At 68.2% G+C, this 21,859-nt stretch carries 14 protein-coding genes and 2 pseudogenes; 8 read left to right on the top strand and 8 right to left on the bottom strand.

Annotated elements, in window-relative coordinates; all coding sequences use genetic code 11:
- Positions 1-6: 6 nt before the first annotated feature.
- The 4 genes and pseudogenes from CKY51_RS22795 to CKY51_RS20185 all read left to right on the top strand — a co-directional run.
- Positions 7-1,122 (top strand): annotated as a pseudogene (locus tag CKY51_RS22795) (MFS transporter); the annotation flags it as partial.
- Positions 1,114-1,893, top strand: coding sequence for an SDR family NAD(P)-dependent oxidoreductase (locus tag CKY51_RS22790; protein ID WP_238319445.1), 780 nt, complete (start codon positions 1,114-1,116; stop codon positions 1,891-1,893). The pseudogene CKY51_RS22795 and the gene CKY51_RS22790, both read left to right, overlap by 9 nt.
- The gene (locus tag CKY51_RS20190) at positions 1,883-3,328 is read left to right on the top strand and encodes an aldehyde dehydrogenase family protein (protein WP_022971412.1); all 1,446 of its coding nucleotides are present in this window, start codon (positions 1,883-1,885) and stop codon (positions 3,326-3,328) included. The genes CKY51_RS22790 and CKY51_RS20190 overlap by 11 nt, the downstream gene beginning before the upstream one ends.
- Positions 3,329-3,533: 205 nt before the next feature.
- Entirely contained in the window at positions 3,534-4,289 is a 756-nt protein-coding gene (locus CKY51_RS20185; protein WP_022971411.1) for a TetR/AcrR family transcriptional regulator, read from the top strand.
- Between the two features lie 259 nt (positions 4,290-4,548).
- Here the strand turns inward: CKY51_RS20185 and CKY51_RS20180 are convergent, their stop codons facing one another.
- A complete protein-coding gene (locus CKY51_RS20180; protein WP_031338952.1) occupies positions 4,549-5,562 on the bottom strand; it encodes a Kelch repeat-containing protein in 1,014 nt (337 codons plus the stop codon).
- Between the two features lie 209 nt (positions 5,563-5,771).
- Here CKY51_RS20180 and CKY51_RS20175 point away from each other — a divergent pair, with 209 nt between their 5' ends.
- Positions 5,772-6,536 (top strand): hypothetical protein, encoded by a 765-nt coding sequence (locus CKY51_RS20175; protein WP_031338950.1) that lies wholly within the window; start codon positions 5,772-5,774, stop codon positions 6,534-6,536.
- A gap of 28 nt (positions 6,537-6,564) precedes the next feature.
- Here the strand turns inward: CKY51_RS20175 and CKY51_RS20170 are convergent, their stop codons facing one another.
- Complete coding sequence (locus tag CKY51_RS20170; protein WP_022971409.1) at positions 6,565-7,446, bottom strand: oxidoreductase; 882 nt, start codon at positions 7,444-7,446, stop codon at positions 6,565-6,567.
- 119 nt (positions 7,447-7,565) lie between these two features.
- Here CKY51_RS20170 and CKY51_RS20165 point away from each other — a divergent pair, with 119 nt between their 5' ends.
- Both CKY51_RS20165 and CKY51_RS20160 read left to right on the top strand, forming a co-directional pair.
- On the top strand, positions 7,566-8,465 hold the full coding sequence (locus CKY51_RS20165) for a LysR family transcriptional regulator (protein ID WP_202902246.1): 900 nt from the start codon (positions 7,566-7,568) through the stop codon (positions 8,463-8,465).
- Between the two features lie 69 nt (positions 8,466-8,534).
- Positions 8,535-8,915, top strand: a complete 381-nt coding sequence (locus tag CKY51_RS20160; protein ID WP_022971407.1) for a bleomycin resistance protein — start codon at positions 8,535-8,537, stop codon at positions 8,913-8,915.
- 60 nt (positions 8,916-8,975) lie between these two features.
- Here the strand turns inward: CKY51_RS20160 and CKY51_RS20155 are convergent, their stop codons facing one another.
- The 6 genes and pseudogenes from CKY51_RS20155 to CKY51_RS20130 all read right to left on the bottom strand — a co-directional run.
- Positions 8,976-10,463, bottom strand: coding sequence for a mannitol dehydrogenase family protein (locus tag CKY51_RS20155; RefSeq protein WP_022971406.1), 1,488 nt, complete (start codon positions 10,461-10,463; stop codon positions 8,976-8,978).
- Positions 10,464-10,755: 292 nt separating this feature from the next.
- A complete protein-coding gene (locus tag CKY51_RS20150) occupies positions 10,756-13,479 on the bottom strand; it encodes a glycoside hydrolase family 3 protein (protein ID WP_022971405.1) in 2,724 nt (907 codons plus the stop codon).
- A 2-nt stretch (positions 13,480-13,481) separates the two neighbouring features.
- Positions 13,482-15,176, bottom strand: coding sequence for a glycoside hydrolase family 43 protein (locus tag CKY51_RS20145; RefSeq protein WP_022971404.1), 1,695 nt, complete (start codon positions 15,174-15,176; stop codon positions 13,482-13,484).
- Entirely contained in the window at positions 15,176-16,441 is a 1,266-nt protein-coding gene (gene manD / locus CKY51_RS20140; RefSeq protein ID WP_152249777.1) for a D-mannonate dehydratase ManD, read from the bottom strand. The genes CKY51_RS20145 and manD overlap by 1 nt, the downstream gene beginning before the upstream one ends.
- 9 nt (positions 16,442-16,450) lie before the next feature.
- A complete protein-coding gene (locus CKY51_RS20135) occupies positions 16,451-18,400 on the bottom strand; it encodes a sialate O-acetylesterase (protein WP_022971402.1) in 1,950 nt (649 codons plus the stop codon).
- Positions 18,397-20,505: pseudogene (locus CKY51_RS20130) on the bottom strand (alpha-glucuronidase family glycosyl hydrolase); the annotation flags it as partial. The gene CKY51_RS20135 and the pseudogene CKY51_RS20130, both read right to left, overlap by 4 nt.
- 221 nt (positions 20,506-20,726) lie before the next feature.
- Here CKY51_RS20130 and CKY51_RS20125 point away from each other — a divergent pair.
- Positions 20,727-21,788, top strand: coding sequence for a LacI family DNA-binding transcriptional regulator (locus tag CKY51_RS20125; RefSeq protein ID WP_031338942.1), 1,062 nt, complete (start codon positions 20,727-20,729; stop codon positions 21,786-21,788).
- Positions 21,789-21,859 lie beyond the last annotated feature (71 nt).

The following is a 21,859-nucleotide window of genomic DNA, read 5'->3' as shown; positions in this document are numbered from 1 at the left end:
GCAGCGCTGGCGATCGGCTCGATCGCGCTGCTGATCCTGGGCGTGCAGCCGATCGTGCTGGGCGCGCTGGTCGACCAGCACGTCATCAGCCTGGCCGGCGTGGGCATGGTGGCGATGTGCGAGATCGTCGCCCTCGGGCTGGGCGTGGTGCTGGGCGATGCGCTGCTGCCCAAGACCTGGCAACGCCCGGTCGCTGTCTGCGCCGCAATCGCGGTGGCCTTGCTCGACCTAGCGACGCTGCGTGCGGTCGGCGACGGCGCTTTCGTCGGCCTGCGCGCAGCGGCAGGACTGGCCGAGGGCGTGTTGATGTGGGTCGCCACCGTCAGCATCGTGCGCGCTGCCAAGCCGGACCGGGTCACGGCGATCTTCATGGTGGCGCAGACGGTGCTGCAGATCGTCTTGGCAGCGGTCATGTTCCTGCTGGTGCTGCCGCGCACCGGCTGGCAAGGCGGATTCGTGGCGCTGGCGGCGATCAGCCTGCTGGTGGCACCGCTGGCGTACCGGCTGCCCGCTCACGCACCGATGGTGCCGGCCGCCAGTGCAGCGGGCACCCCGCGATGGTCCTTGTCGACGCTGTCGCCGTTGGCGGTCGCGTTCCTGCAGATGGCCGCGATCGGCGCGCTGTGGGCCTACCTGGAACCGCTGGGCATGCGCGCCGGGCTGGACGCGCATGCGGCGCAGTTGCAGACCTCGCTGGCGTTGGGGGCGCAGATCGCCGGCGGACTGGCGGCGATCTGGTGGGTACGCCGCTTGGGCACCTCGACCACCCTGGCGGTGGGCGGCGGCGTGCTGGGACTGGCGGCGGTGGCGATGTACCGTGCGCACGGCGGGTCGGCGCTGGAGTTCGCCGCGATCTGCATCGTGTTCGGATTCGCCTGGATGTTTCTGGTGCCGTTCCATGTCGGCCTGGCGTTTCGTGCCGATGGCCAGGGCCGGGTGGCGGTGCTGGTGCCGGCGGCGCAGCTGATTGGTTCGGCCTGCGGTCCACTGTTGGCATCGCTGCTGCTGCACAACGATGACCCGGCACCGGTGCCGCTGGTCAGCCTCGGTTTCGCGCTGGCCTCGACGGTGCTGGCGGTCTGCGCCGGGCGCATGCAACGCCGTTCCGCGCCGATGCCGGCCGAGTCGCATGCCGGCAAGGTGGTGCTGATCGTCGGCGCCTCCTCGGGCATCGGCCGTGCGTTGGCGCTGCGCCTGGCCGAAGAAGGCGCCGTGCTGGCGCTGACGGCGCGCCGGGCCGACCGACTGCAGGCACTTGCCGCACAGATCGAACGCGATGGCGGCCGCTGCCTGGCGCTGGCCGCCGATGCGCAGGACGCCGATGCCGCACAGGCCGTGGTGCAGGACTGTATTGCCCGCTTCGGACGTATCGATCTGGCAGTGCTCAATGTCGGTGGTGCACCGGCGCTGCACCTGCAACAGCTGCAGGCGCGCGACGTTACCGCGTGCATGCGCAGCAACTACGACACCGTGGTGCATTACCTGTTCCCGGTGCTCAGGCAGATGCTGGCGCAGCAGGACGGGATGGTGGTGCAGACCAATTCACTGGCGGGCTTTGTCGGGGTGGCGCTGCAGGGGCCGTACTCGGCGGCCAAGGGCGCGCTGCGGCTGCTGTTCGATACCTGTCGGATCGAATTCGCCGGCCATGGCATTCGTTTCGTCAGCCTCTATCCGGGCTTCGTCGATACCGAAGCCAGCCGCGACGATGGCATGCCGGCCCTTGGGCAGATCAGCGAGGAGGCAGCGGTGGAGCACATCCTGCGGGCGATTCGCCAACGCCGCGACGACTATCGCTTTCCCGCCAGCACCAGCGCGCTGGTGCGATTGGCGCAGTGGCTGCCAAAATCGCTGACCCAGTGGATCCAGCGTCGGGAGTTGCAGCGTGTCAGTTGAAGCCCAGGTCGGCGACACCGCAGCGGCGACGATTGCCACGCTGTTTGCCGCGCAACAGGCCACCGCGCTCGCCTGGCGGCGCTCCACCGCCGAGCAGCGCATCGCCCGCCTGCGTGCGCTGCGTCGTGCCTTGCTGGCGCGCCGGCAGGCGCTGTATGCCGCCTTCGCCGCCGACCTCGGCAAGCCCGCGCTGGAAGTGGAACTGACCGAAATACTGCCGGTGGTGGACGAGATCGCCACCGCGATCGCACGGCTGCCGCGCTGGATGCGTCCCCGCAAGGTAGCGCCCACCTTGCTGACCCTGGGCACGCGCGCGCGGGTGACGTTTCAGCCCAAGGGGCGCTGTCTGATCATCGGCCCCTGGAACTACCCGGTGGCCACCGTCCTGGGTCCGTTGGTCTCGGCACTGGCAGCCGGCAACACCGTCATCGTCAAACCGTCCGAGTTCACCCCGCAGGTCAATGCCGTGCTGCAGGCGGTGCTCGAGGAGGCATTCGCGCGCAGCGAGGTGGCCCTGGTGCAGGGCGCCGTCGCCACGGCGCAGGCGCTGCTGGAGTGCTCGTTCGATCATATTTTCTTCACCGGCTCGACCGCGGTTGGGCGCCAGGTGATGGCGGCAGCGGCGCGGCAACTGATTCCGGTGACGCTGGAGCTGGGTGGCAAGTCGCCGGTCATTGTCGACAAGCGCGCCGACCTGCGCCGTGCCGCCGAGGTGATCGTCTGGGGCAAGCTGGTCAATGCCGGGCAGACCTGCATCGCTCCGGACACCTTGTTCGTGCACCGCGATGTCCGGGCGCTGCTGCTGGCGCATTGCCGCGCGCTACTGGCACAGCGTTACGGGGATACGCCACAGGCAGTGGCGGCCAGTCCGGACCTGACGCGCATGATTCATCCAGCGCATGCTGCGCGTCTTGCCGCGCTGATCGACGAGGCGCGCGCGGCCGGTGCCGAGCTGCTGGTCGGTGGCGAGCACGATACCGCACAGCGTTTCGTGGCGCCGACGCTGCTGGCGCAGGTACCGCCGCAGACGCGGCTGGCGCAGGAGGAGATCTTCGGCCCGGTGCTGCCGGTGATCGAGTTCGAACGCATCGAACAGGTGCTCGATACGCTCGATGCCGCGCCCAAGCCGCTGGCGCTGTACCTGTGGAGCGAGGATCGCGCACTGGTGGACACGGTGTTGGCGCGGACCAGCTCCGGCAGTGCGGTGGTCAATCATTGCCTGCAGCAGTTCGTGCATACCGGGCTGCCGTTTGGCGGTATCGGTGCGTCCGGGATCGGCAATGGGCATGGCGAGCACGGGTTCAAGGCGTTCTCGCATGAGCGCGCGCTGCTGCGCGGGGGGCGGCTGCTGACGATCAAGGCCTTCTTTCCGCCTTACCGGGCCTGGCAGCAGCGTGTGGCGCTCGCCCTGACGGCCTGGCTGGCACGCAGATGACGCCCATCGGCACGGATTGCCGAGCACGCAGCGGGTATGATGTGGCGATGGCGCAACAGCGGTCGTGCCATGGCATGACCGCGCGGTGGCAGGGTGCTGCTGCAGACGATCACGTCGCGTGGCCGGGGCGTCGGCGCATCGGCACGCGCGATCGTCGCAGTGGTCTGGCCGACGCCTTACCCAGTGTTCGAGGATTCCCCTGCCCATGCCCACGGCCAAGTCCCGCCCCAAGGCCCCTGCCAAGGCGCCCGCGCCCCGCCTGACCGCCAACAAGGTCCCCGCCCAGCACCGGGCCACCGAAACCTACGAGCACATCCTGGCGGTGACCGCGCAGTTGCTTGGCGATGTCGGCGTGGAGCGATTGTCCACCAATCTGGTGTGCGCGCACGCGGGGCTGACGCCGCCGGCGCTGTATCGCTATTTCCCCAATAAGTACGCCTTGCTGTCCGAGCTGGGTACGCGCCTGATGCAGCGGCAGAATGTGTTGGTGCCCAAGTGGATCACGCCGCAGGCGATGTCCGGCTCACGCGAGCAGTTGCAGCATGCATTGACCGGCCTGGTGCTGGACACCTATCGGGTGACCAAGGCCACCGAAGGTGGCGTGTGGATCCTGCGCGCTTTGCGTGCCGTGCCGGCGCTGCAACAGGTACGGCTGGAGTCGCATGCGCAGGTCACCAAGGCGCAAGTGCGCCTGTTGGCCGGCTTCTTTCCCGCCGCCGACCCACGCCAGTTGCGCCTGGTCAGCCGCGTCGTGGTCGACTTGATCTACGCCACCGTGGAATTGCTGTTCGACGTGCGCCTGAGCAGCCGTGCGGTGGCCGAGACGGTCGGCACGATGATCGCCGGCCATGTCGAGCAGCTACGCGATGCGATGGGCGCTGTGCCCGCGCAGGCCACCAGTAGCGCGGGCCGGTCGCGTCGAACCGCGACCGCATCACGGCGTCCTGCACCTGGCGCCTAGAGCGTGTGATGTCCTTTGAGGTGAGTGCGAAGCGTCCTGTGGCGCGTCGAGACAAGGCGGGTGCTGCGCGGCTTGCCTGGGCGCCAGCTAAGCCAGCGCCACCCAGCACCCGCTCCGCACCGCTGACGGCCGGCGCATCTCATCGCAATGTGCATCACACGCTCTAGCAGGTACCTCACGACGGCCGTTGCATCCCGCTATCGCGGCACGCCTGCTCAGGTGGCTGTAGGCGGCGCGTGGCCAGCATCGCAGGTCGCGCTCAGGGCATCGCTTGCGGAGCTTGCAGCATCAGCAGGTCTTGCAGTTCCGGTCCACCGCCGCGATTGCCGCTGCCGGCGCCGATATAGAGCGCATCGCCAACCTGCGCGGCCTGTGTGCCGTGCCTGCCGCGCGGCAAGGCCGGGCCGGTCTGCCAGCGCGTGGTGGCTGGATCGTAGGCTTCCACCTCGGCGTGCGCGGCCACTTGGGCCGCGCTCTCGCCACCCATCACCAGAATCCGTCCACCCTGTGCGATCGCAGCGGCGCCTGCTCGCGGCGTCGGCAGCGCGGCCTCGGCCACCGTCCAGCTGCCTTGCTGCAGGTCGTAGACATCCATCTGCGGGATCGTGAGCGACAGCGTGTCGCCTGTGTCGTGCGAGGAGCGACGTCCACCGGCTGCGTACAGCTTGCCGTCGAGCACCACGGCGTGGAAGTGATCGCGCGCATGCGGCGCATCGGCCAGCTGGGTCCAGCGTTGCGTGCGGAGGTCGAAGGCATCCAGCCAGGGCACGTAACCGCTGTTGTGGCCGCGCGTGTTGCCGCCAACCAGATACAGCACGCCAGCATGCGCCACCGTACCGGCTGCGCCACGACGGCGATCGGCGGGAATCTCTGCACCGGTCTGCCAGCGATCGGTGGCAGGATCGTAGATCAGTACATGGCTCAGTGCCGCCTCGTCGGGAAAATCGCCGGTAAAGCCACCGACCAAGTAGAGCTTGCCCGCCCAGACCGCGGCCTGCGCATGGCTGACCGCCAGCGGCGGTGCGCTGCCGCGCGACCAGCGACGCGTGCGCGTATCGAAGATCTCCAGCGGACGCTCGCCGCGACCGCCGAGCAGATACAGACGATGGTCGATCGCCACCAGGCTGTTCTCGTGGCGGGCCTGCAACTGGTCGTCGGCGGACACCGACCGCCATTGTGCCGGCACCTGCGGGCGATCCTGCGCCAATGCCGGCAGACACAAGCCTGCGGCGAGGATGAGCACAACGACATCACGCAGCTTCGGCAGCGACATGGCGATCTCCCAGCGCGGAAAGCGGCCAGTGTAGCGGCGCTGCCGCGTCGATTGGCAACCCACAAACAAGCTGATCCATGCGCGCGGCCTCGCGCATGCATGGCCAGTGCAATGCACGATCGCGATAGCGACGTGCGCCGATCTTCACGTTGCAAATCAGGCATGCATGCGAACACTACCGAACAGATTCCGCACTCAGGACCGCCTCAATGGCACCTAGCGCTGCAGATACGCACATCGACCTGACACCTCCGAAGGGCGTGGCGCAGGCCGCCACACGCGGCCTGCGCCTGCGGCAGACGCATGGCCGCGGCGGTACCGCGATCGGCGTGGCCCGCGCCCGCGACCTGGCGGCACAACGCACGCTATCGGTCCAGACCCTCCGTCGCATGCACAGCTATTTCGCGCGCCATCGCGTGGACCAGCAGGGCAAGGGCTGGGCCGATCGCAAGGCACCGTCGGCCGGCTACATCGCCTGGTTGTTGTGGGGCGGCGATGCGGGACAGCGCTGGGCCGAGCGCGTGCTGCAGCGCCTGGCCACCACGGCGAAGAAGGCCGCGACCAGCAAGACGGCGATGAAGAAAGCCACACCCAGGAAGGCGGCAACAAAGAAAGCGACAGCGAAGGGCGCTGCAACGAAACCAAAATCGATCAAGAAAACGGCGACCAAGAAAACCGCAGCGAAGAAGACATCGACGAAGAACGCCGCGGCAAAGCGTGCCTCAGCCAAGCAGGCATCGACCAAGAAGGGTCGAGCAACGCAGGCCACATCGGTCTCCAAGACGGCCCCGTCGGCCAAGCAGACACCACCGTGGAAGCGGCCTGCGCCCAAACGCGGCAAGCGCTCCAGCACCTTGTCGCCGGCGCAGAAGGCGCAGGCCAAGCGACGCGCCGAGGCGGCGGGGCGGCGTTATCCCAACCTGGTCGACAACATGGCCGTGGCCAAGCGCAGCCGTGCGCGCGGCGCCAGCTGAGCGTGGCCGCTACCGCCGTCCCACCGGTTCACGGTGTTGCCTTCGGACGTCCGATCTGATCGAGCGACTCCATCGCGGCGGTATCCAGCGCCAGCTCGGCGGCGGCCAGGTTCTGCTGCAGATGCGCCAGCGACGACGTACCTGGAATCAGCAGGACATTCGGTGCGCGCGCCAGCAACCAGGCCAGCGCGACCTGCATCGGCGTGGCGCCGAGCGCATTGGCGACGCTGGACAGGCGCTCGGACTGCAAGGGGCTGAAGCCACCGAGCGGGAAGAACGGCACATACGCGATACCGTCGGCAGCGAGCTGATCGATCAGCGCATCGTCGTCGCGATGGACCAGGTTGTAATGATTCTGCACGCAGACCACCGGGGCGATGCGGCGTGCCTGCGCCACTTGCGCCGAGGTGACGTTGCTCAGGCCCAGGTGGCGGATCAGGCCCCGTTGTTGCAGTTGCGCCAGCGCGCTGAACTGCGGCTCCAATGAGGCTTCGGTGGGCCGATGCATGTCGCCCATCAGCCGCAGATTGACCACCTCCAGCACGTCCAGCCCGAGGTTGCGCAGATTGTCGTGCACGGCGGCAGCCAGCGCGTCCGGTGCCTGCGCTGGCAACCACGCGCCATCCTCGCCACGAACGGCGCCGACCTTGGTGACCAGGGTCAGTTGCGCCGGGTAGGGGTGCAAGGCTTCACGGATGAGCTGGTTGGTGACGTGCGGGCCATAGAAGTCGCTGGTATCGATGTGATCCACACCGGCGGCCACGGCGGCACGCAACACCGCCACTGCGGTGTCGCGGTCCTTGGGTGGACCGAAGACGCCGGGTCCGGCCAGTTGCATGGCGCCATACCCCAGCCGGGTCACGCGGCGGTCGCCGAGAAGAAAGGTGCCTGCGTTCGCGAGCGTGCTCATGCGGTCTCCAGCAGAAGAGGATGTGGGGTCACTGTAGTCGCGGCAGTGCCGCGCGATAATCTGCGCTCATCGAAACGGGTCGTACGGGATCGCGCACAATGACCACCGATCTGCAGGACCTGCATGCCTTTCTGGCGGTGGTGCGCGCCGGCGGCTTCCGCGAAGGTGCACGGATCAGCGGCACCTCCGCCTCGCGTCTGAGCGAGGCGGTGCGCCGGCTGGAAGCTGGCTTCGGCGTGCGCTTGCTCAATCGCAGCACCCGCAGCGTGGCCACCACCGAGGCTGGCGCACGCTTGGCCGAGCGTTTGATTCCGGCACTGGGCGAAGTGCAGGCGGCGCTGGACGTGGTCAATGGGTTCCGCGATCGGCCCAGCGGCAACCTGCGGCTCAACGTCCCGGGCGCAGCGGCGCGGCTGGTATTGCCAGCCATCGTCCCGGCCTTTCTGCAGTCCTATCCGGAGATTCGTCTGGAAGTGATCGTGGAAGACAGTTTCGTCGACGTGCTGGCCGCCGGTTGCGATGCCGGCATTCGCTACGACGAGCGCCTGGAGCAGGACATGATCGCGGTGCCGATCGGCCCGCGCGTGCAACGCTTCGCCACCGCGGCGTCGCCCGCCTACCTGGCCCAGCGCGGCCATCCGCAGCATCCACGCGACTTGCTTGCCCATGCCTGCCTGCGCGGGCAGTTCGCCAGTGGCGCCATCCCGCCGTGGGAGTTCGAGCGCGATGGCGAATGCGTAAGGGTCGATCCCACCGGCCCGTTGCTGGTGCGACTGGGGGCCGGCGTGGATCTGGCGGTGGACGCGGCACTGGCCGGGCTGGGCGTGATCCAATTGTTCGAGGAGTGGCTGCGCCCGCACCTGGACAGCGGGGCGCTGGAGCCGGTGTTGCAACCCTGGTGGCAACCCTTCAGTGGCCCCTTCCTCTACTATCCGGGGCGTCGCCATCTGCCGGCGCCGTTGCGCGCCTTCGTCGACTTCGTGCGCTTACACGGCGCTGGCGACGCCGAGTCGCGTTGAGCGAGCCCGCTGCTGTCTCCGCCCACCTGGGGCGGCCGCGCCATCCACCCCCGCAAGGAGATCACGCACATGCCCGCCGCCCGCATCGACCAGGCGATCCCCACGCTGCCCAGCCGCGCGATCGCGCAGACCGTGGCGTTCTATCGACGGCTTGGATTCGCCGGGGACGCGCATCCCCATGATCCCGGCTACGCCATTCTCACTCGCGGCGAGGTGGAGCTGCATTTCTTCGCCCATCCGGAACTCGATCCGGCGACCTGCTACGCCGGTTGCTACCTGCGCGTTGCCGACGTTGCGCCACTGTACGCGGCGATGTCGCAAGCAGGCTTGCCGACGCACGGCATTCCACGCTGCGATCCGCTTGCCGACAAGCCGTGGGGCATGCGCGAGTTCGCCATCGTCGATGACAGCGGCAATCTGTTGCGGATCGGGCAGGCGATCGATGGCTGAGATCGCAGCGCCGCCTGCGCGTTGACGATAGACGCAAAGGCCGGCGTCCAGCGCTGCCGACTAGCGCTGTGCGCTTGCAGCCAGAGCCGCCTCGACAGCGGACGCGCTGCCATCCCCGAGGGTGCGATACGCGGCCGTCAACGCAGTGACCAGGTGCGCCTCGCGGCGCACTGGTGCAAACACCGCGTCCAGGCCGAGGAAGGCCGGCAGGTCGTGCTCGGCCTGGCCATTGGCTGCACGGCCTACGGCATGCAAGGCGTCGGCCAATGGATCGACCAGGGCGACATCGGCGTGCGCCTGCCGCCGGACGAAGTGCAGCCAGGCAGCGACCGGCAGGCACAGCCGATCGATCGGCCGGCCCGCGTCCATCGCATCGCGCAGCGTCCCGAACAAGCGCACCGGCAGCTTCTGCGAGCCATCCCAGGCGATCTGCGCCAGCCGATGATCGATGGCGGGATTGGCGAAGCGCGCCAGAATCGCCGCGCTATAGCCCTGCGCATCGAAGCCGGCCAGCGGCGGCAGCGTCGGCGCGATGTCCTGTTGCATCAAGCGCTGCACGAAGGGCGCCAGCTGTGGATGGCGCATGGCCTCGGCCACGCTTGTCAGCCCCAACAGGCTGCCGAGGTAGGCCAGCGCCGAATGCGGGCCGTTGAGCAGCCGCAGCTTGGCGCGTGCATAACCGGCGATGTCGTCGCTGAAGGTCACGCCCACCCGCTCCAAGGCCGGCCGCCCGTTGCAGAAGCGGTCTTCGATCACCCACTGGCTGTAGCGCTCGCGCTGGATCGGCCAGGCATCGTCCAGGTCGATCTGCGCCTGCACCCGCGCGCGCAGCGCGTCGTCGCTGGCTGGGGTGATGCTGTCGACCATGCTGCAAGGAAAGCTGACCTGCGCCTGGATCCACTGCGCCAATGCCGGGTCGTGCTGTTGCGCCAGCCGCTGCACGGCAGCGCGCAGCAGGTGGCCATTGTCGGTCAGGTTGTCGCAACTGAGCACGGTGAATGGCGCGGTGCCGTGCTGCCAGCGCGTGCGCAGGCCGGCGACCAGATAGCCGATCGCGCTGCGTGGGCTGGCCGGATGGGCGAGATCGTGGACGATGTCCGGATGGTCCAGGTCCAGGGTGTCGCCGAGCAGGCAATAGCCCTTCTCGGTCACCGTGAGCGTGACCAGGCGGACGTCCGGATCGGCCAGGCGTGCAAGCACGGCCGCGGGTTCGTCGCCGCCGCACAGGACCTCGCGAATGGCGCCGATGATGCGCAGTTGCGGTGCCTCATCGAGCAGCGCCAGCGTGTATAGCCCGTCCTGCGGTCGCAAGGCATCGCGCACCTGCGGGTTGTGCAGCGACACCGCGCAGATGCCCCAGTCCGGTTGCTCGCCAAGCAGCGCATCGATGTACGCGGCCTGGTGGGCGCGATGGAAGGCGCCGGCGCCGAGGTGGACGATGCCGATCCGGGTGGCGGCAGGGTCGTAGCCCGGCCGGACGATGGCGGCCGGCAGCTGCGTCAGCGTGGCGGCACTGAGCCTGGGGAGGGATGCGGGGGCGTGGGTCATCGCGACGATCGGAGCACGGGTGATGAGAGAGCAAGCGGCAGCACCGGCGGTGCACGCCTGCAGCCTGCGCGCAGTGACGGCGCAGAGCTTGCCATGACGACCGCCATCGGTTGCGATGCATCCGCGGTGGCCGCCCGGCGAGGGCGTCCGTGCTGCATCGCCACCGGCATGGCCGGCGGGCCACCGCGCAACACACCAGGAGCGGCGTGTGTGCTGTCTGGTCTGTCCTGCTCGGCCGCCGCCGCCATGACCTGGTCCGGCCATGACGGTGCTGCGCAAGGCGTGTACGCCCTCACCGCGTGCTGCCGGCGGCGGCGGTGACGCTGAAGCGTTGCTTGGCGCGGATATCGGCGCTGGACGCGCCCACCTGCACTTCGTAGTCGCCGGCATCGACCGTGTAAGCCTTGGACGCCTCGTCGTAGATCCGCAGCGCCTGCTGCGGTGAAATGACGAACTGCAGCTCCCGTCGCTCGCCGGGCTGCAAGCTGATGCGCTGGAAACCACGCAGGTCCTTGATCGCATGCGGGCGCTTGGGGGCGAGCGGATGCAGATACAGCTGCACCACCTCGTCGCCCGCGCGCTTGCCGGTGTTGGTCACTGTCACGGTGGCGCGCAGGCTGCCATCGGCGGCGACGCGATCGCGATCCAGGCGTAAGTCGGAATAGGCGAACTGCGTATACGACAGGCCGTGGCCGAACGGATACAGCGGCGTGCCGCCGAAGTAGCGATAGGTGCGGCCGCGCATGGCGTAGTCGTCGAACGCCGGCAGGGTTTCGCTTTCCTTGTAGAACGTCACCGGCAAGCGACCGCCAGGATTGGCATCGCCGAACAGCGTGTCGGCCACCGCGGTGCCGCCGCGCTGGCCGGGATACCAGGCTAGCAGGATCGCCGGCACGTGCTGCTGCGCCCAGTCGATCGCCAGCGCCGAGCCGGTGGTCAGCACCGCCACCATCGGCTTGCCGGTGGCCTGCAAGGCTTCGAGCAGGTCGCGCTGGGGCTTGGGCAGGCGCAGGTCGGTGCGGTCGCCGCCGGCAAATCCGGGGTAATTCACTTTCATCTCTTCGCCTTCGACATCGCCGGTCAGGCCGCCGACGAAGACCACCACATCGGCGCTGCGCGCCACGTCCAGCGCTTCCTGCAAGGGCGGCTTGGCCCCGGGTTGGCGCCAGGCCAGGCGCACGGCGGCATCGCGCTCGCCTTCGAAGTATTCCAGCCGCACCTCGTAGGCACGGCCGGCTTGCAGCTGCACGTCGACGCCATCGGCGTGCAGGCGGTCGCTGGTGCTCCAACGGTCGATCACCGGCTTGCCGTCCAGGTACAGGCGCACGCCGTCATCGGCGGCCGCTTCCAGGTGGTAGGTGCCGGTGGTCGGCGGGACCAGCTGGCCGCTCCAGCGGATGCTGAAGTTGTCCGCCGGCACCGCTTCGCTCGGGCCGGCTTCGCCACGCGCCAGCAGATTGTCGGTCGGCGAGCCGCGGTCCCATTTGAAGCCGATCTGCGCATCCACCCGCACCAGGGCCGGCGTGCCGGACAAGTCGCGATTGCGAAAGTACTCGCCACGCAAACCGCGCTCGGGCGAGTTGGCCGACGGCCGCAGGTATTGCGGTTCGATCAGCGGCGTGGCGGCCGGATCGTCGCGCCCCTCGACCAGGTCGGCGCCGCGCGCGTACAGCACCTGCGCGTTCGGGGCCGCGTTACGAATGCCTTGCAGCACGGTGACCGGCGCGGCCGGCGTGCCGTAGTAGTTGCCGAGCAGCGCCATGGTGTCATCGGCGGTGGGACCGATCACCGCGATGCGCTTGAGCTTGGCGCGCGACAACGGCAGCAGACCATCGTTCTTCAGCAGCACCAGCGATTCGCGCGCCATGCGCCGCGCCAGCGCATCGTGCGCCGGTGATTGGTTGACCGAGGCGGGAATCGTCGACCACGGCAACTGCCCGGGCGGATCGAACATGCCCAGGCGCATGCGCGCGGTCATCAAGGTCGTCAGCGCGGTGTCGATCTGCGCTTCGTCGATCAGGCCCTGATGCACGGCCGCCGGCAGGGTGGAGTACTCCTCCCCGCATTCCAGTTCGGTGCCGTGCTTGACCGCCAGCGCGGCGGCTTGTTCGCGGGTGGCGACGATCTTGTGGTGCTTCCAGATATCCACGATCGCCCAGCAGTCGGAGACCACGTAGCCCTTGAAGCCCCATTGCTGGCGCAGCACATCCTGCAGCAGGAACTTGCTGGCGCTGGCCGACTCGCCATACACGCGGTTGTAGGCGCCCATCACCGCATCCACCTTGCCCTCCTTGACCAGTGCCTCGAACGCCGGCAGGTAGGTCTCGTACAGGTCGCGCTGGGCGGGGCGCGCATCGAAGTGGTGACGATCGGCTTCCGGGCCACTGTGCACGGCGAAATGCTTGGCGGTGGCGTCGAGCTTGCGGTAGCGCTCACCCTGCGCGTTTTTCGGTGCATCGTCGCCTTCGCCCTGCAGGCCCTGCACGAAGGTCACGCCCATGCGTGCGGTGAGGAAGGGATCCTCGCCGTAGGTCTCCTGCCCGCGGCCCCAGCGTGGATCGCGGAAGATATTGATGTTCGGTGACCAGAAGGTCAGCCCCTGATAGCGCGCATGCTGGTTCTGGCGCAGGAACTGATGATGCTTGGCACGCGCCTCGTCGCTGATCGCGGTGGCGACCTCGTGCATCAGCGGCAGGTCGAAGGTCGCGGCCATGCCGATCGCCTGCGGGAACACCGTTGCGCCGCCGGCGCGCGCCACGCCGTGCAGGGCCTCGTTCCACCAATCGTAGGCCGGCACGCCCAGGCGCGGAATCGCCGGCGCAGCGTTCTGCATCTGTGCGGCCTTTTCTTCCAGCGTCATGCGCGACACCAGATCGGCCGCGCGCGCCTCGAAAGAGCGCTGCGTATCCAGATACGGTGGCGGCGTGGCGGCATGGGCGGTTGCTGCGACGCACCCCAGTGCGAGCAGAACGCCGTGCGCGAGCGAACGGAAACGGGCGGGCGGATGCGAAGGCATGGTCAGTCCTGTTGAGGGCGGTCGGGATGCGAGTGGGCGAACGGCCCGATCATGCTGCCGACGAAACCGCCGGCCTGTGCGGTACTGAGAAAGCCGGCATCATCGTTGCGGCGCAGCGATTGCCAGCTGCCGCCATCGGCGGCGAAGGCGAAGCTGTAGGCACCGCCATCGCCGCTGATCTGCAACCGCACCTGCGCAGTGGCCGGAATGCGGGTGTGTGCGAGCGTGGTGGTAGCCGCGCCATCGCGCTTGTCCAGGAACACCTGCACTGCGTCGCCATCGCGACGAATGCCGAGTGCATACCACGCGGTGGAATTCTGAAATGCGGCCAAGCCTGCACTGATGCCTGCCCGCGCGGGGACGGCCAGCGCCGTGCTTGCCGTAAAGCGCGTGTGCTGCTGTCGCCGTGCCAACAACGCCGGCGTGCCGGGCCCATCCAGGCCCTGGCTGCCGGCGTGCAGCGTCAACCAGCCGGCACGCGTGCGGAGATCGGCCACGTCCTGCTTTGGCACGCGGACCGTCAGCCATTCGCGCTGCAGCGTGGCCTGATCGAAGTCGTCGTGCCAGACGAAGTTGCCCGACAATGGCGCCTGCGTGGCACCTGCCTTCATGCCCGCGGGCGCCTTGGCGATGTAAGGAATCGGCTGCCCCGCCGGCAGGATCGAGGGCCAGCCATCGCGCCACTGCACCGGCAGCAAAAACGTTTCGCGGCCGGTGTTGTAACGATCGCCAGCGTAGGGGCGGCTTGCGAGAAAGACCGCCCACCACTGGCCGTCCGGTGTGTCGACCAGGTCCACGTGACCGGCGTTGCTGATCGGATGTGCGCGCTCGGCCGGCAGATCGCGTTGGGTCAGGATCGGGTTGTTCGGTGCGGGTGCATACGGACCCCATACGGTGCGACTGCGCAACACCACCTGCGAATGTTGTGGCCCGGTACCGCCTTCGGCACACGAGAGGTAGTACCAGCCGTCGCGTTGATACAGGTGCGGGCCCTCGATCCAGATCGGCTTGCTGGCCAGGTCCACGCCCCCATTGAGCAACACCTTGCGCGGACCGACCGGCTGATGGGTGGCGATATCGAAGCGCTGCATCCAGATCGCGCGATGCCCGTCGTACAGCGGCGTGCCTTCCGGTGGGCCGTTGTTGAGCAGATAGGCGCTGCCATCGCGATCGAAGAACAGCGACGGGTCGATCCCGTCGATGCTCGGCAGCCACGTCAGCGGCGACCACGGGCCCGCCGGGTTGCTGGCACTGGCGATGAAATTGCCACCGCTATCGACTGCGGTGCCCACCACGTAGAACCGATCGCCGTGATGACGGATGCTGGCCGCGAACATGCCGCGCGAGATGCGGAGCCCGTCGTAATCGAGTTGCTCGCGGCGGTCGACCACGTTGCCGATCTGCGTCCAGTGCACAAGATCGGTGCTTTCGAACACCGGGATTGCCGGGAAATACGCGAAGGTCGAATTGACCAGGTAATAGCGCTCGCCGACCCGGGTGATGCTGGGGTCAGGATAGAACCCGGCCAACACCGGGTTGCGGTAATGGCCCGCTGGCAGCGGCGTGGCGAACACCGCATCGTCGCCGCGGTAGTCGAACCAGTCGAAGGCGACGTCGGCAGCCGCTTGCGCCTGTACGGTCGCAGCCGCTACCAAGGCCATCAGCAATGTCGCACAGAGGGTGGAAAGTGCGCGCATCACCAATCCCACATCGCGCCGTCTTCCAGCCGCGCCACCGGCAGCTGTTTGGGCACGTAGGGATACTTCGCTGCAAGCGCTTCGTCGATGTCCACGCCATGCCCCGGCGTTTCGCCGCAATGCAGGCGTCCGGCGCGGAATTGGTAGTCGTGCGGAAATACCGCATTGGCCTCGTCGGAATGGAACATGTATTCCTGGATGCCGAAGTTGGGTACCCAGGTGTCGAAGTGCAAGGCGGCGCCCATGCACACCGGCGACAGGTCGGTGGCGCCGTGGAAGCCGGTACGGACCTGATGCAGCGCGGCGAAATCAGCCAGCCGGCGCACATGGGTGATGCCGCCGGCATGGACAATCGTGGTGCGGATGTAGTCGATCAATTGCTGCTCGATCAGGTGCTTGCAGTCCCAGATCGAATTGAAGACCTCGCCCACCGCCAGCGGCGTCACCGTATGCTGGCGAATGATCTCGAACGCGCGCTGGTTCTCGGCCGGGGTGGCGTCTTCCAGCCAGAACAGCCGGTACGGCTCCAGATCGCGGCCCAGGCGTGCGGCTTCGATCGGGGTGAGCCGGTGATGCGCATCGTGCAGCAGCTCGATCTCGTCGCCATGGTCGGCACGCAGTTGCTCGAATAGGCGCGGCACGATGCCGAGGTAGCGCGGTGTCGACCACACCGTCTCGGTCGGCAATTCGCTCTCGGCCGGCTCGTAGGGCTTGCCGCCGATGGAAATGCCATAGGTCTTCTTGATGCCTGGCACGCCGCACTGCGCACGAATGGCGATGAAGCCCATCTCGCGAAACCGGCCGACTTCATCGCTGGTTTCGGCGATATCGCGGCCATTGGCATGGCCATAGACCAGTGCACCCTCGCGCGAGCGGCCGCCCAGCAACTGGTACAGCGGCAGGCCGGCCATCTTGCCGAGAATGTCCCACAACGCCACGTCCACCGCGGCGATCGCGCTCATGGTCACCGGCCCGCGCCGCCAGTAGGCGCCGCGGTAGAGGAACTGCCAGATGTCCTCGATGCGGCCGGCATCGCGGCCGATCAGGTTCGGCACCACGTGTTCCTGCAGGTAGGCCGCCACCGCCAGCTCGCGGCCGTTGAGGGTGGCATCGCCCAGCCCGGTGATGCCGGCGCGGGTGCGGATCTTCAAGGTGACGAAGTTGCGTCCCGGGCAGGTGACGATGACGCGGGCCTCGACGATCTCGCGATCGCGGGCCGAGCCTTGTGCGGGAACAGTGGCGGTATCGGATGAGGCGTCTGACATGGCGTTCGCTCAGGGGGAGGAGGCGTTGACGGAAAGTTCGAATGGCCCGGCTGGCAGGCCGCTGCGGTCGTAGAGCGTGCACACCGGGCTGTCGGCCCAGCAATAGCGCACGCGTGCGGCCTCGCTGCCGTCGGCAATCGGCAGCACGACGCTGTTGCCGCGCACGCTGGCGCTGGCGTAGCGGCAGCTACCGGCGCTGCGGCCGCAGACTTCGAAGCCGATCGGTGCGTCGGCGCCGTAGCTCACCAATGCGGTCTGGACATCGTCGAAGTCGATGCGCAGCTGCGCACCGTCGCGCTGCACACTACGCGGCACCGGTCCGGAGGCAGCGATCGCCTCGCCGTAGACCACATGGCGCGCGGCACGCGCCAATCGCCGGCCCAGCTCCTGCTTGTTGGCCGGGTGAATGTCGTAGCGATCGCCGATGTCGATCGCCACCGCCAGCCCGGCATGCGGGTCGCTGGCGACGAAGCGTCGCTGCGCTTCGCGCAACTGCGCCCATCCGCTCTCCGAAGGCTGTGTCGGCGGCATGCCGTAGTTGGCCAGCTGCACCACCAGCAGCGGCAGCTGCGCACCGAAGCGCTGTCGCCAATCGCGCTGCCAGGCATCCAGCAGCGCCGGGTAATGCGCGGCATCGCCCGCATTGGACTCGCCCTGGTACCACAGCACGCCGCGCAAGCCGAGCTGACCCAGCGGCACGATCATGCCGTTGTACAGCGTGGTCAATCCGGCCGCCGACGACCACGGCGCGCGCGGCGGCATGCCGATCTGCTGGGGCACGATGCGGTACTGCCAGGGCTGATCCAGCGCCACCGTGGTGCCGTCGGCCAATCGCAACGCACGTGAGTCGGCCTCGCCGAGCAAGCCGCCGCGGCGATAGGTGTTGAGGACGTTGATCACGATGCTGTTGCGGCCCGCATGCAGGTGGCCGGGTGGCAGCGCATAGCGGCGTGGCTGATCGGCGCCGTAGCTGCTGCCCACCGGCTGTCCGTTGACCCAGGTCTGGTCCATTTCGTCGACCGGCCCCAGCAGCAGCTCAGCGGCTTGCGCTGCCTGCGCTGCGCTCAAGGTCACGCTGGTGCGATACCAGACCATGCCGTTGAAGCCGACCAGCTGCGGCACGCCCCAGTCGTCCCAGGCGCCCAGTGCCGGCGGCGCCAGCTGCCAGGCGCCGGGTGCATCCGGTTGCCACGGCTGGCCTTCGCCATGCGCGTTCCACCAGCGTTCCCACAGCGCGCCCCAGCGCGGCGCGGCGGCCACCGGATCGACTGCGTAGCGCGCCAGCACGTCCAGGGCCGGACCGGCGTCGCTGCCGGCGCGCAAGGCGCGCTCGCCGATCCAGGCCTGCATCTGCGAACCGCCCCACGAGGCATCGATCAATCCCATCGGCACGTTCACGGTCTTCTGCAATTCGCGTGCGAAGTAGTAACAGGCTGCAGAGAAGTCGCGCACGCTCTCGGGCGTGGTCAATTGCCAATGGGTCGGGCCGCCAAAGCCGCGTTGCGGCGTCGGGCTGGATTGCGCCGGCACCTTGAACATGCGGATGGTCGGGTGGTCGGCATCGGCGATTTCGCTGCGCGCATCCAGGGTGCGGTTGACCGGCAGCTCCATGTTCGACTGCCCCGAGCAGAGCCAGACATCGCCGACCAGCACGTCCTGCACCTGCTGCTGGCCACCGCCGGCAGCCTGCACCTGCAGGGTATAGGGACCGCCGGCCGGGTGCGCCGGCAAGCGTGCCGACCACGCGCCCTGGCGGTCGGCGCGCACCTGCACTTGCGCATTATCCAGCCGCACCGTCAGCCGCGCCTCCGGTTGCGCCTGGCCCCACACCGGGATCGGTGCGTCGCGCTGCAGGACCAGGTGATCCTGAAACACGCCATGCAACAGCGTCGGTGGCATCTGCGCCTGTGCAAGCGGCGCGAGCAGCAGCGCCAGTGTCGGGAACAAGGAGCGTGTCATTGCGGATTCCCTGGGGCATATGGAAAACGTTGGGCCTGGTAGTACGACAGCGGATGCGCGGGAGCGGCGGCACCGGCCGGCAAGGGCAGGCCAGAGATGCTCTGGAAGTAGGCGATGCTGGCATCGCGCCACCAGTGCGCTTCCCGCTGCTGGATCGCCAGAAAGTCGGCCACCTGCCGGTAGCGTTGCGCATCGATCTTGCCGGCCAGACCTTGCCAGGTCGTTTGCATGGCCGCCACCTCCTGTACGCCGTGGTCGTAGTGCCACACCAGTTCGTCCCACAACGGACGGCCCGAGGCCATCGGATGCGTCCACGGAACATGATGGAACCACAGCAGGTAGCGCTCGGGAACGCGTCGCAGATCACCGAACTGGCGCGCCACCGGCGCGGCGTACTGCGCCACCGCGTTACTGCCGCTGGCGGTGCGGTCGAAACCGATGCCGTTGCGATCGGCGCGGTGGTAGTACACCGGGTCCCAGTCCGGGCGTTCGCTGCCGGCATCCCAGGGCGCCGGCCCATAGTGGTGACCGCGTCCCATCAGATGATGCAGGCCGAGCGGTGTCATGTAGTCCACCACGGCCTCGCGCGAGCGCATCAGCAAGCCGACGATCGGCCTCACCACCGCCGGATCGTTGCCGAAGGTCATGCGCACCCACTCCTCGGCGATGGCCTGCGGATCCGCCTGCGGATCCCAGGCCAGGCGTCCGAACGCATACCAATTGGCCTGGTCGAAGATCGATCCGCACCAATTGCGATCGGCACCGATGTTGGCCACGCCGGCGATGCCGCTCAGTGGCGGACGTCCACGCGTCCATGCCGGCGGCGGAGCGGCGAGCGTCTTGGCCACCGTCGAGCCGCGACCATGCGCCCAGGTGTCGGCCTGCAGCGTCTCGGCGAACAGCGTGCCCAAGTAGGCGATATGGGTGGAGAAGCCCAGATACTCCTTGGTGATCTGAAATTCCAGCATCAGCGGGGTTCGCTGCATGGCGCCGAACAACGGATGGAAGGGCTCGCGCGGCTGGAAGTCGATCGCACCGTTCTTGACCTGCACGATCACGTTGTCGCGGAAGGCGCCATCGAGCGGCATGAACTCGTCGTAGGCCTGCTTGGCGCGGTCGTCCACCTGCGCATGTGCGTAGACGAAGGCCCGCCACATCACCACACCGCCATGCGGTGCCAGCGCATCGGCCAGCAGGTTGGCGCCGTCGGCGTGGGTGCGGCCATAGTCCTGCGGTCCGGGCTGGCCTTCGGAATTGGCCTTGACCAGAAACCCGCCGAAGTCGGGAATGCGTGCGTAGATCTCGGCGACCTTGTCGCGCCACCACTGCTGCACGCGCGCATCCAACGGATCGGCGGTCGGCAGGCCGCCGATCTCCATCGGCGCGCTGAAGCGCGCGCTGAGAAACACCCGGATGCCGTAAGGCCGGAACACGTTCGCCAGTGCCGCGGTCTTGTCCAGGTACTGTGGCGTCAGGCTCCAGGCATTGGCATTGACGTTGTTGAGGACGGTTCCGTTGATGCCTAGCGAGGCGTTGGCGCGCGCGTAGTCGGTATAGCGCGGATCCAGATACCCGGGCAGGGTTTGCCAGTTCCACAGCGAGGCGCCGGCATAGCCGCGTTCGACCACCCCATCGAGATTGTCCCAGTGGTTGAGCAGGCGCAATTGCAGTGATGGCACCTGGCGGATCGCCAACGCATGCAGCGACTGGCCGGTCTGCAGCAAGCGCAATAGATGGAAGCTGCCATAGAGCGCACCGACATCGCTGCCGCCGACGATGACGATGGCCCGGTGCCCGCCGATGGTCACGCTGCGCAGCAGATAGCCATCGCGCCCCAGTCCGGCGGTCGGCAGCTGCAGTGCGGCGATCTGTGGGGCCGCGGCGTTGCCCAGCACGAGGGTGCCATCGGTCGCGACCGCAGCGGTGTCTGCCAGCGCGGTTCCCAGCAGGCCGTGCACCCCGCGTTGCAGCTCGGCGCGCGCCGCCTGCAGGGTTGGGCTATCGCCGGCCAGCAGCAGCGCCGGCAGCGTGCTGTCGGCGCGGACGGTGGTCGGCACCGGCTGGTAGCGCAACCAGAGATCGTAGCCATCCTCGGCATGCGCGGCCGTGCTGGCCTGCAGTGCGACGACCGCCCACAGCACCAGCAGCACGCCGCTGCGCGCGCTCAGACGCCACACATGGCGCACGCGTTGACACAACCCGGTTCCGCTCATGCGCGATGTTCCGTTGCGCGGCGGCGCGCCGTGCGCGTATCGCTCCCCTGGGGACTTACCGGTACCATGACCCGGCAACCGATGAGGTTGTCCATCACGTGAAGAGGCCAGGCTTGGAAAAGCTCAGGAAATCGGTCCGTCGTACCAGCCAGGCGCCCACCATCGACGCGGTGGCGGCGCTGGCCAAGGTCTCGCCGATGACGGTTTCGCGCGTGGTCAACAACAACGGCAGCGTGCGTGAGACGACCCGTGCACGGGTCATGCGCGCGGTCGAGAAGCTCGGTTACACGCCCAATCTGGCCGCCAGCACGCTGGCCGCCGCGCAGAGCACGCGAGTGGCGTTGATCTACAGCGATCCCAGCGGCGCCTATCTGCGCGAACTGTTGTTGGGCGTGTTGCGCGTGGCCTCGCGCACGCCGATCCAGCTGGTGATCGATTGCTGGGACGACCTGGATGCCGACGCCGAACGCAAGGCGGCACGCAAGCTGGCCAAGGGCGTGGCCGGGGTGATCCTGCCGCCGCCGTTGTGCGAATCGCAGGCGGCCGTGCAGGAACTGGTGCGGGCCAAGGTGCCCGTGGTGGCGATCGCCTCCAATCACTTCAGTCCCGATGTCGCCAGCGTGCGTATCGACGAATTCGCCGCCGCCAAGGAGATCACCGAACATCTGATCGCCCACGGCCATACCCGCATCGGCTACATCGCCGGCCATCCCAACCTGTCGGCCAGTGCGCGTCGCTTCGAAGGCTTCCAGGCCGCGTTGACGGCCGCCGGCTTGCGCCTGGACCGCCATCTGGTCCAGCCGGGCGATTACACCTACCGCTCCGGTCTGCTGGCGGCCGAGAAGCTGCTGGCCCGCAAGCGCGCACCCAGCGCGATCTTCGCCAGCAACGACGACATGGCGGCCGCGGCGATCTCGGTGGCGCACCGCCGTGGCCTGGACGTGCCGCGCGACCTGTCGGTGGTCGGCTTCGACGACACCTCCGCCGCTACCGGCGTCTGGCCGGAGCTGACCACCGTGCAACAACCGATCGCCGCCATGGCCGATGCCGCCCTGGACATCCTGCTGAAGACGATCCGGGCAAAAGAGCGCACGGCGATGGTCGATCATGTGGTGGCTCACCTCTTGGTCAAGCGGGATTCGGTGGCAGCTCCCTCGGTGGACGATCCGGACTAGCCGCGGATCGTCGCCGTCCTTCGGCCGTGCGGCAGAACGCCGCCGGCCACGGAACATCAACGCGTCAGGTA

The organism is Xanthomonas maliensis (assembly GCF_009192945.1).
In the GTDB taxonomy this organism is placed as follows: Bacteria; Pseudomonadota; Gammaproteobacteria; order Xanthomonadales; family Xanthomonadaceae; genus Xanthomonas; species Xanthomonas maliensis.
Note: the sequence above shows the minus strand (reverse complement) of the source record. Positions and strands in the feature narration are given on the sequence as shown.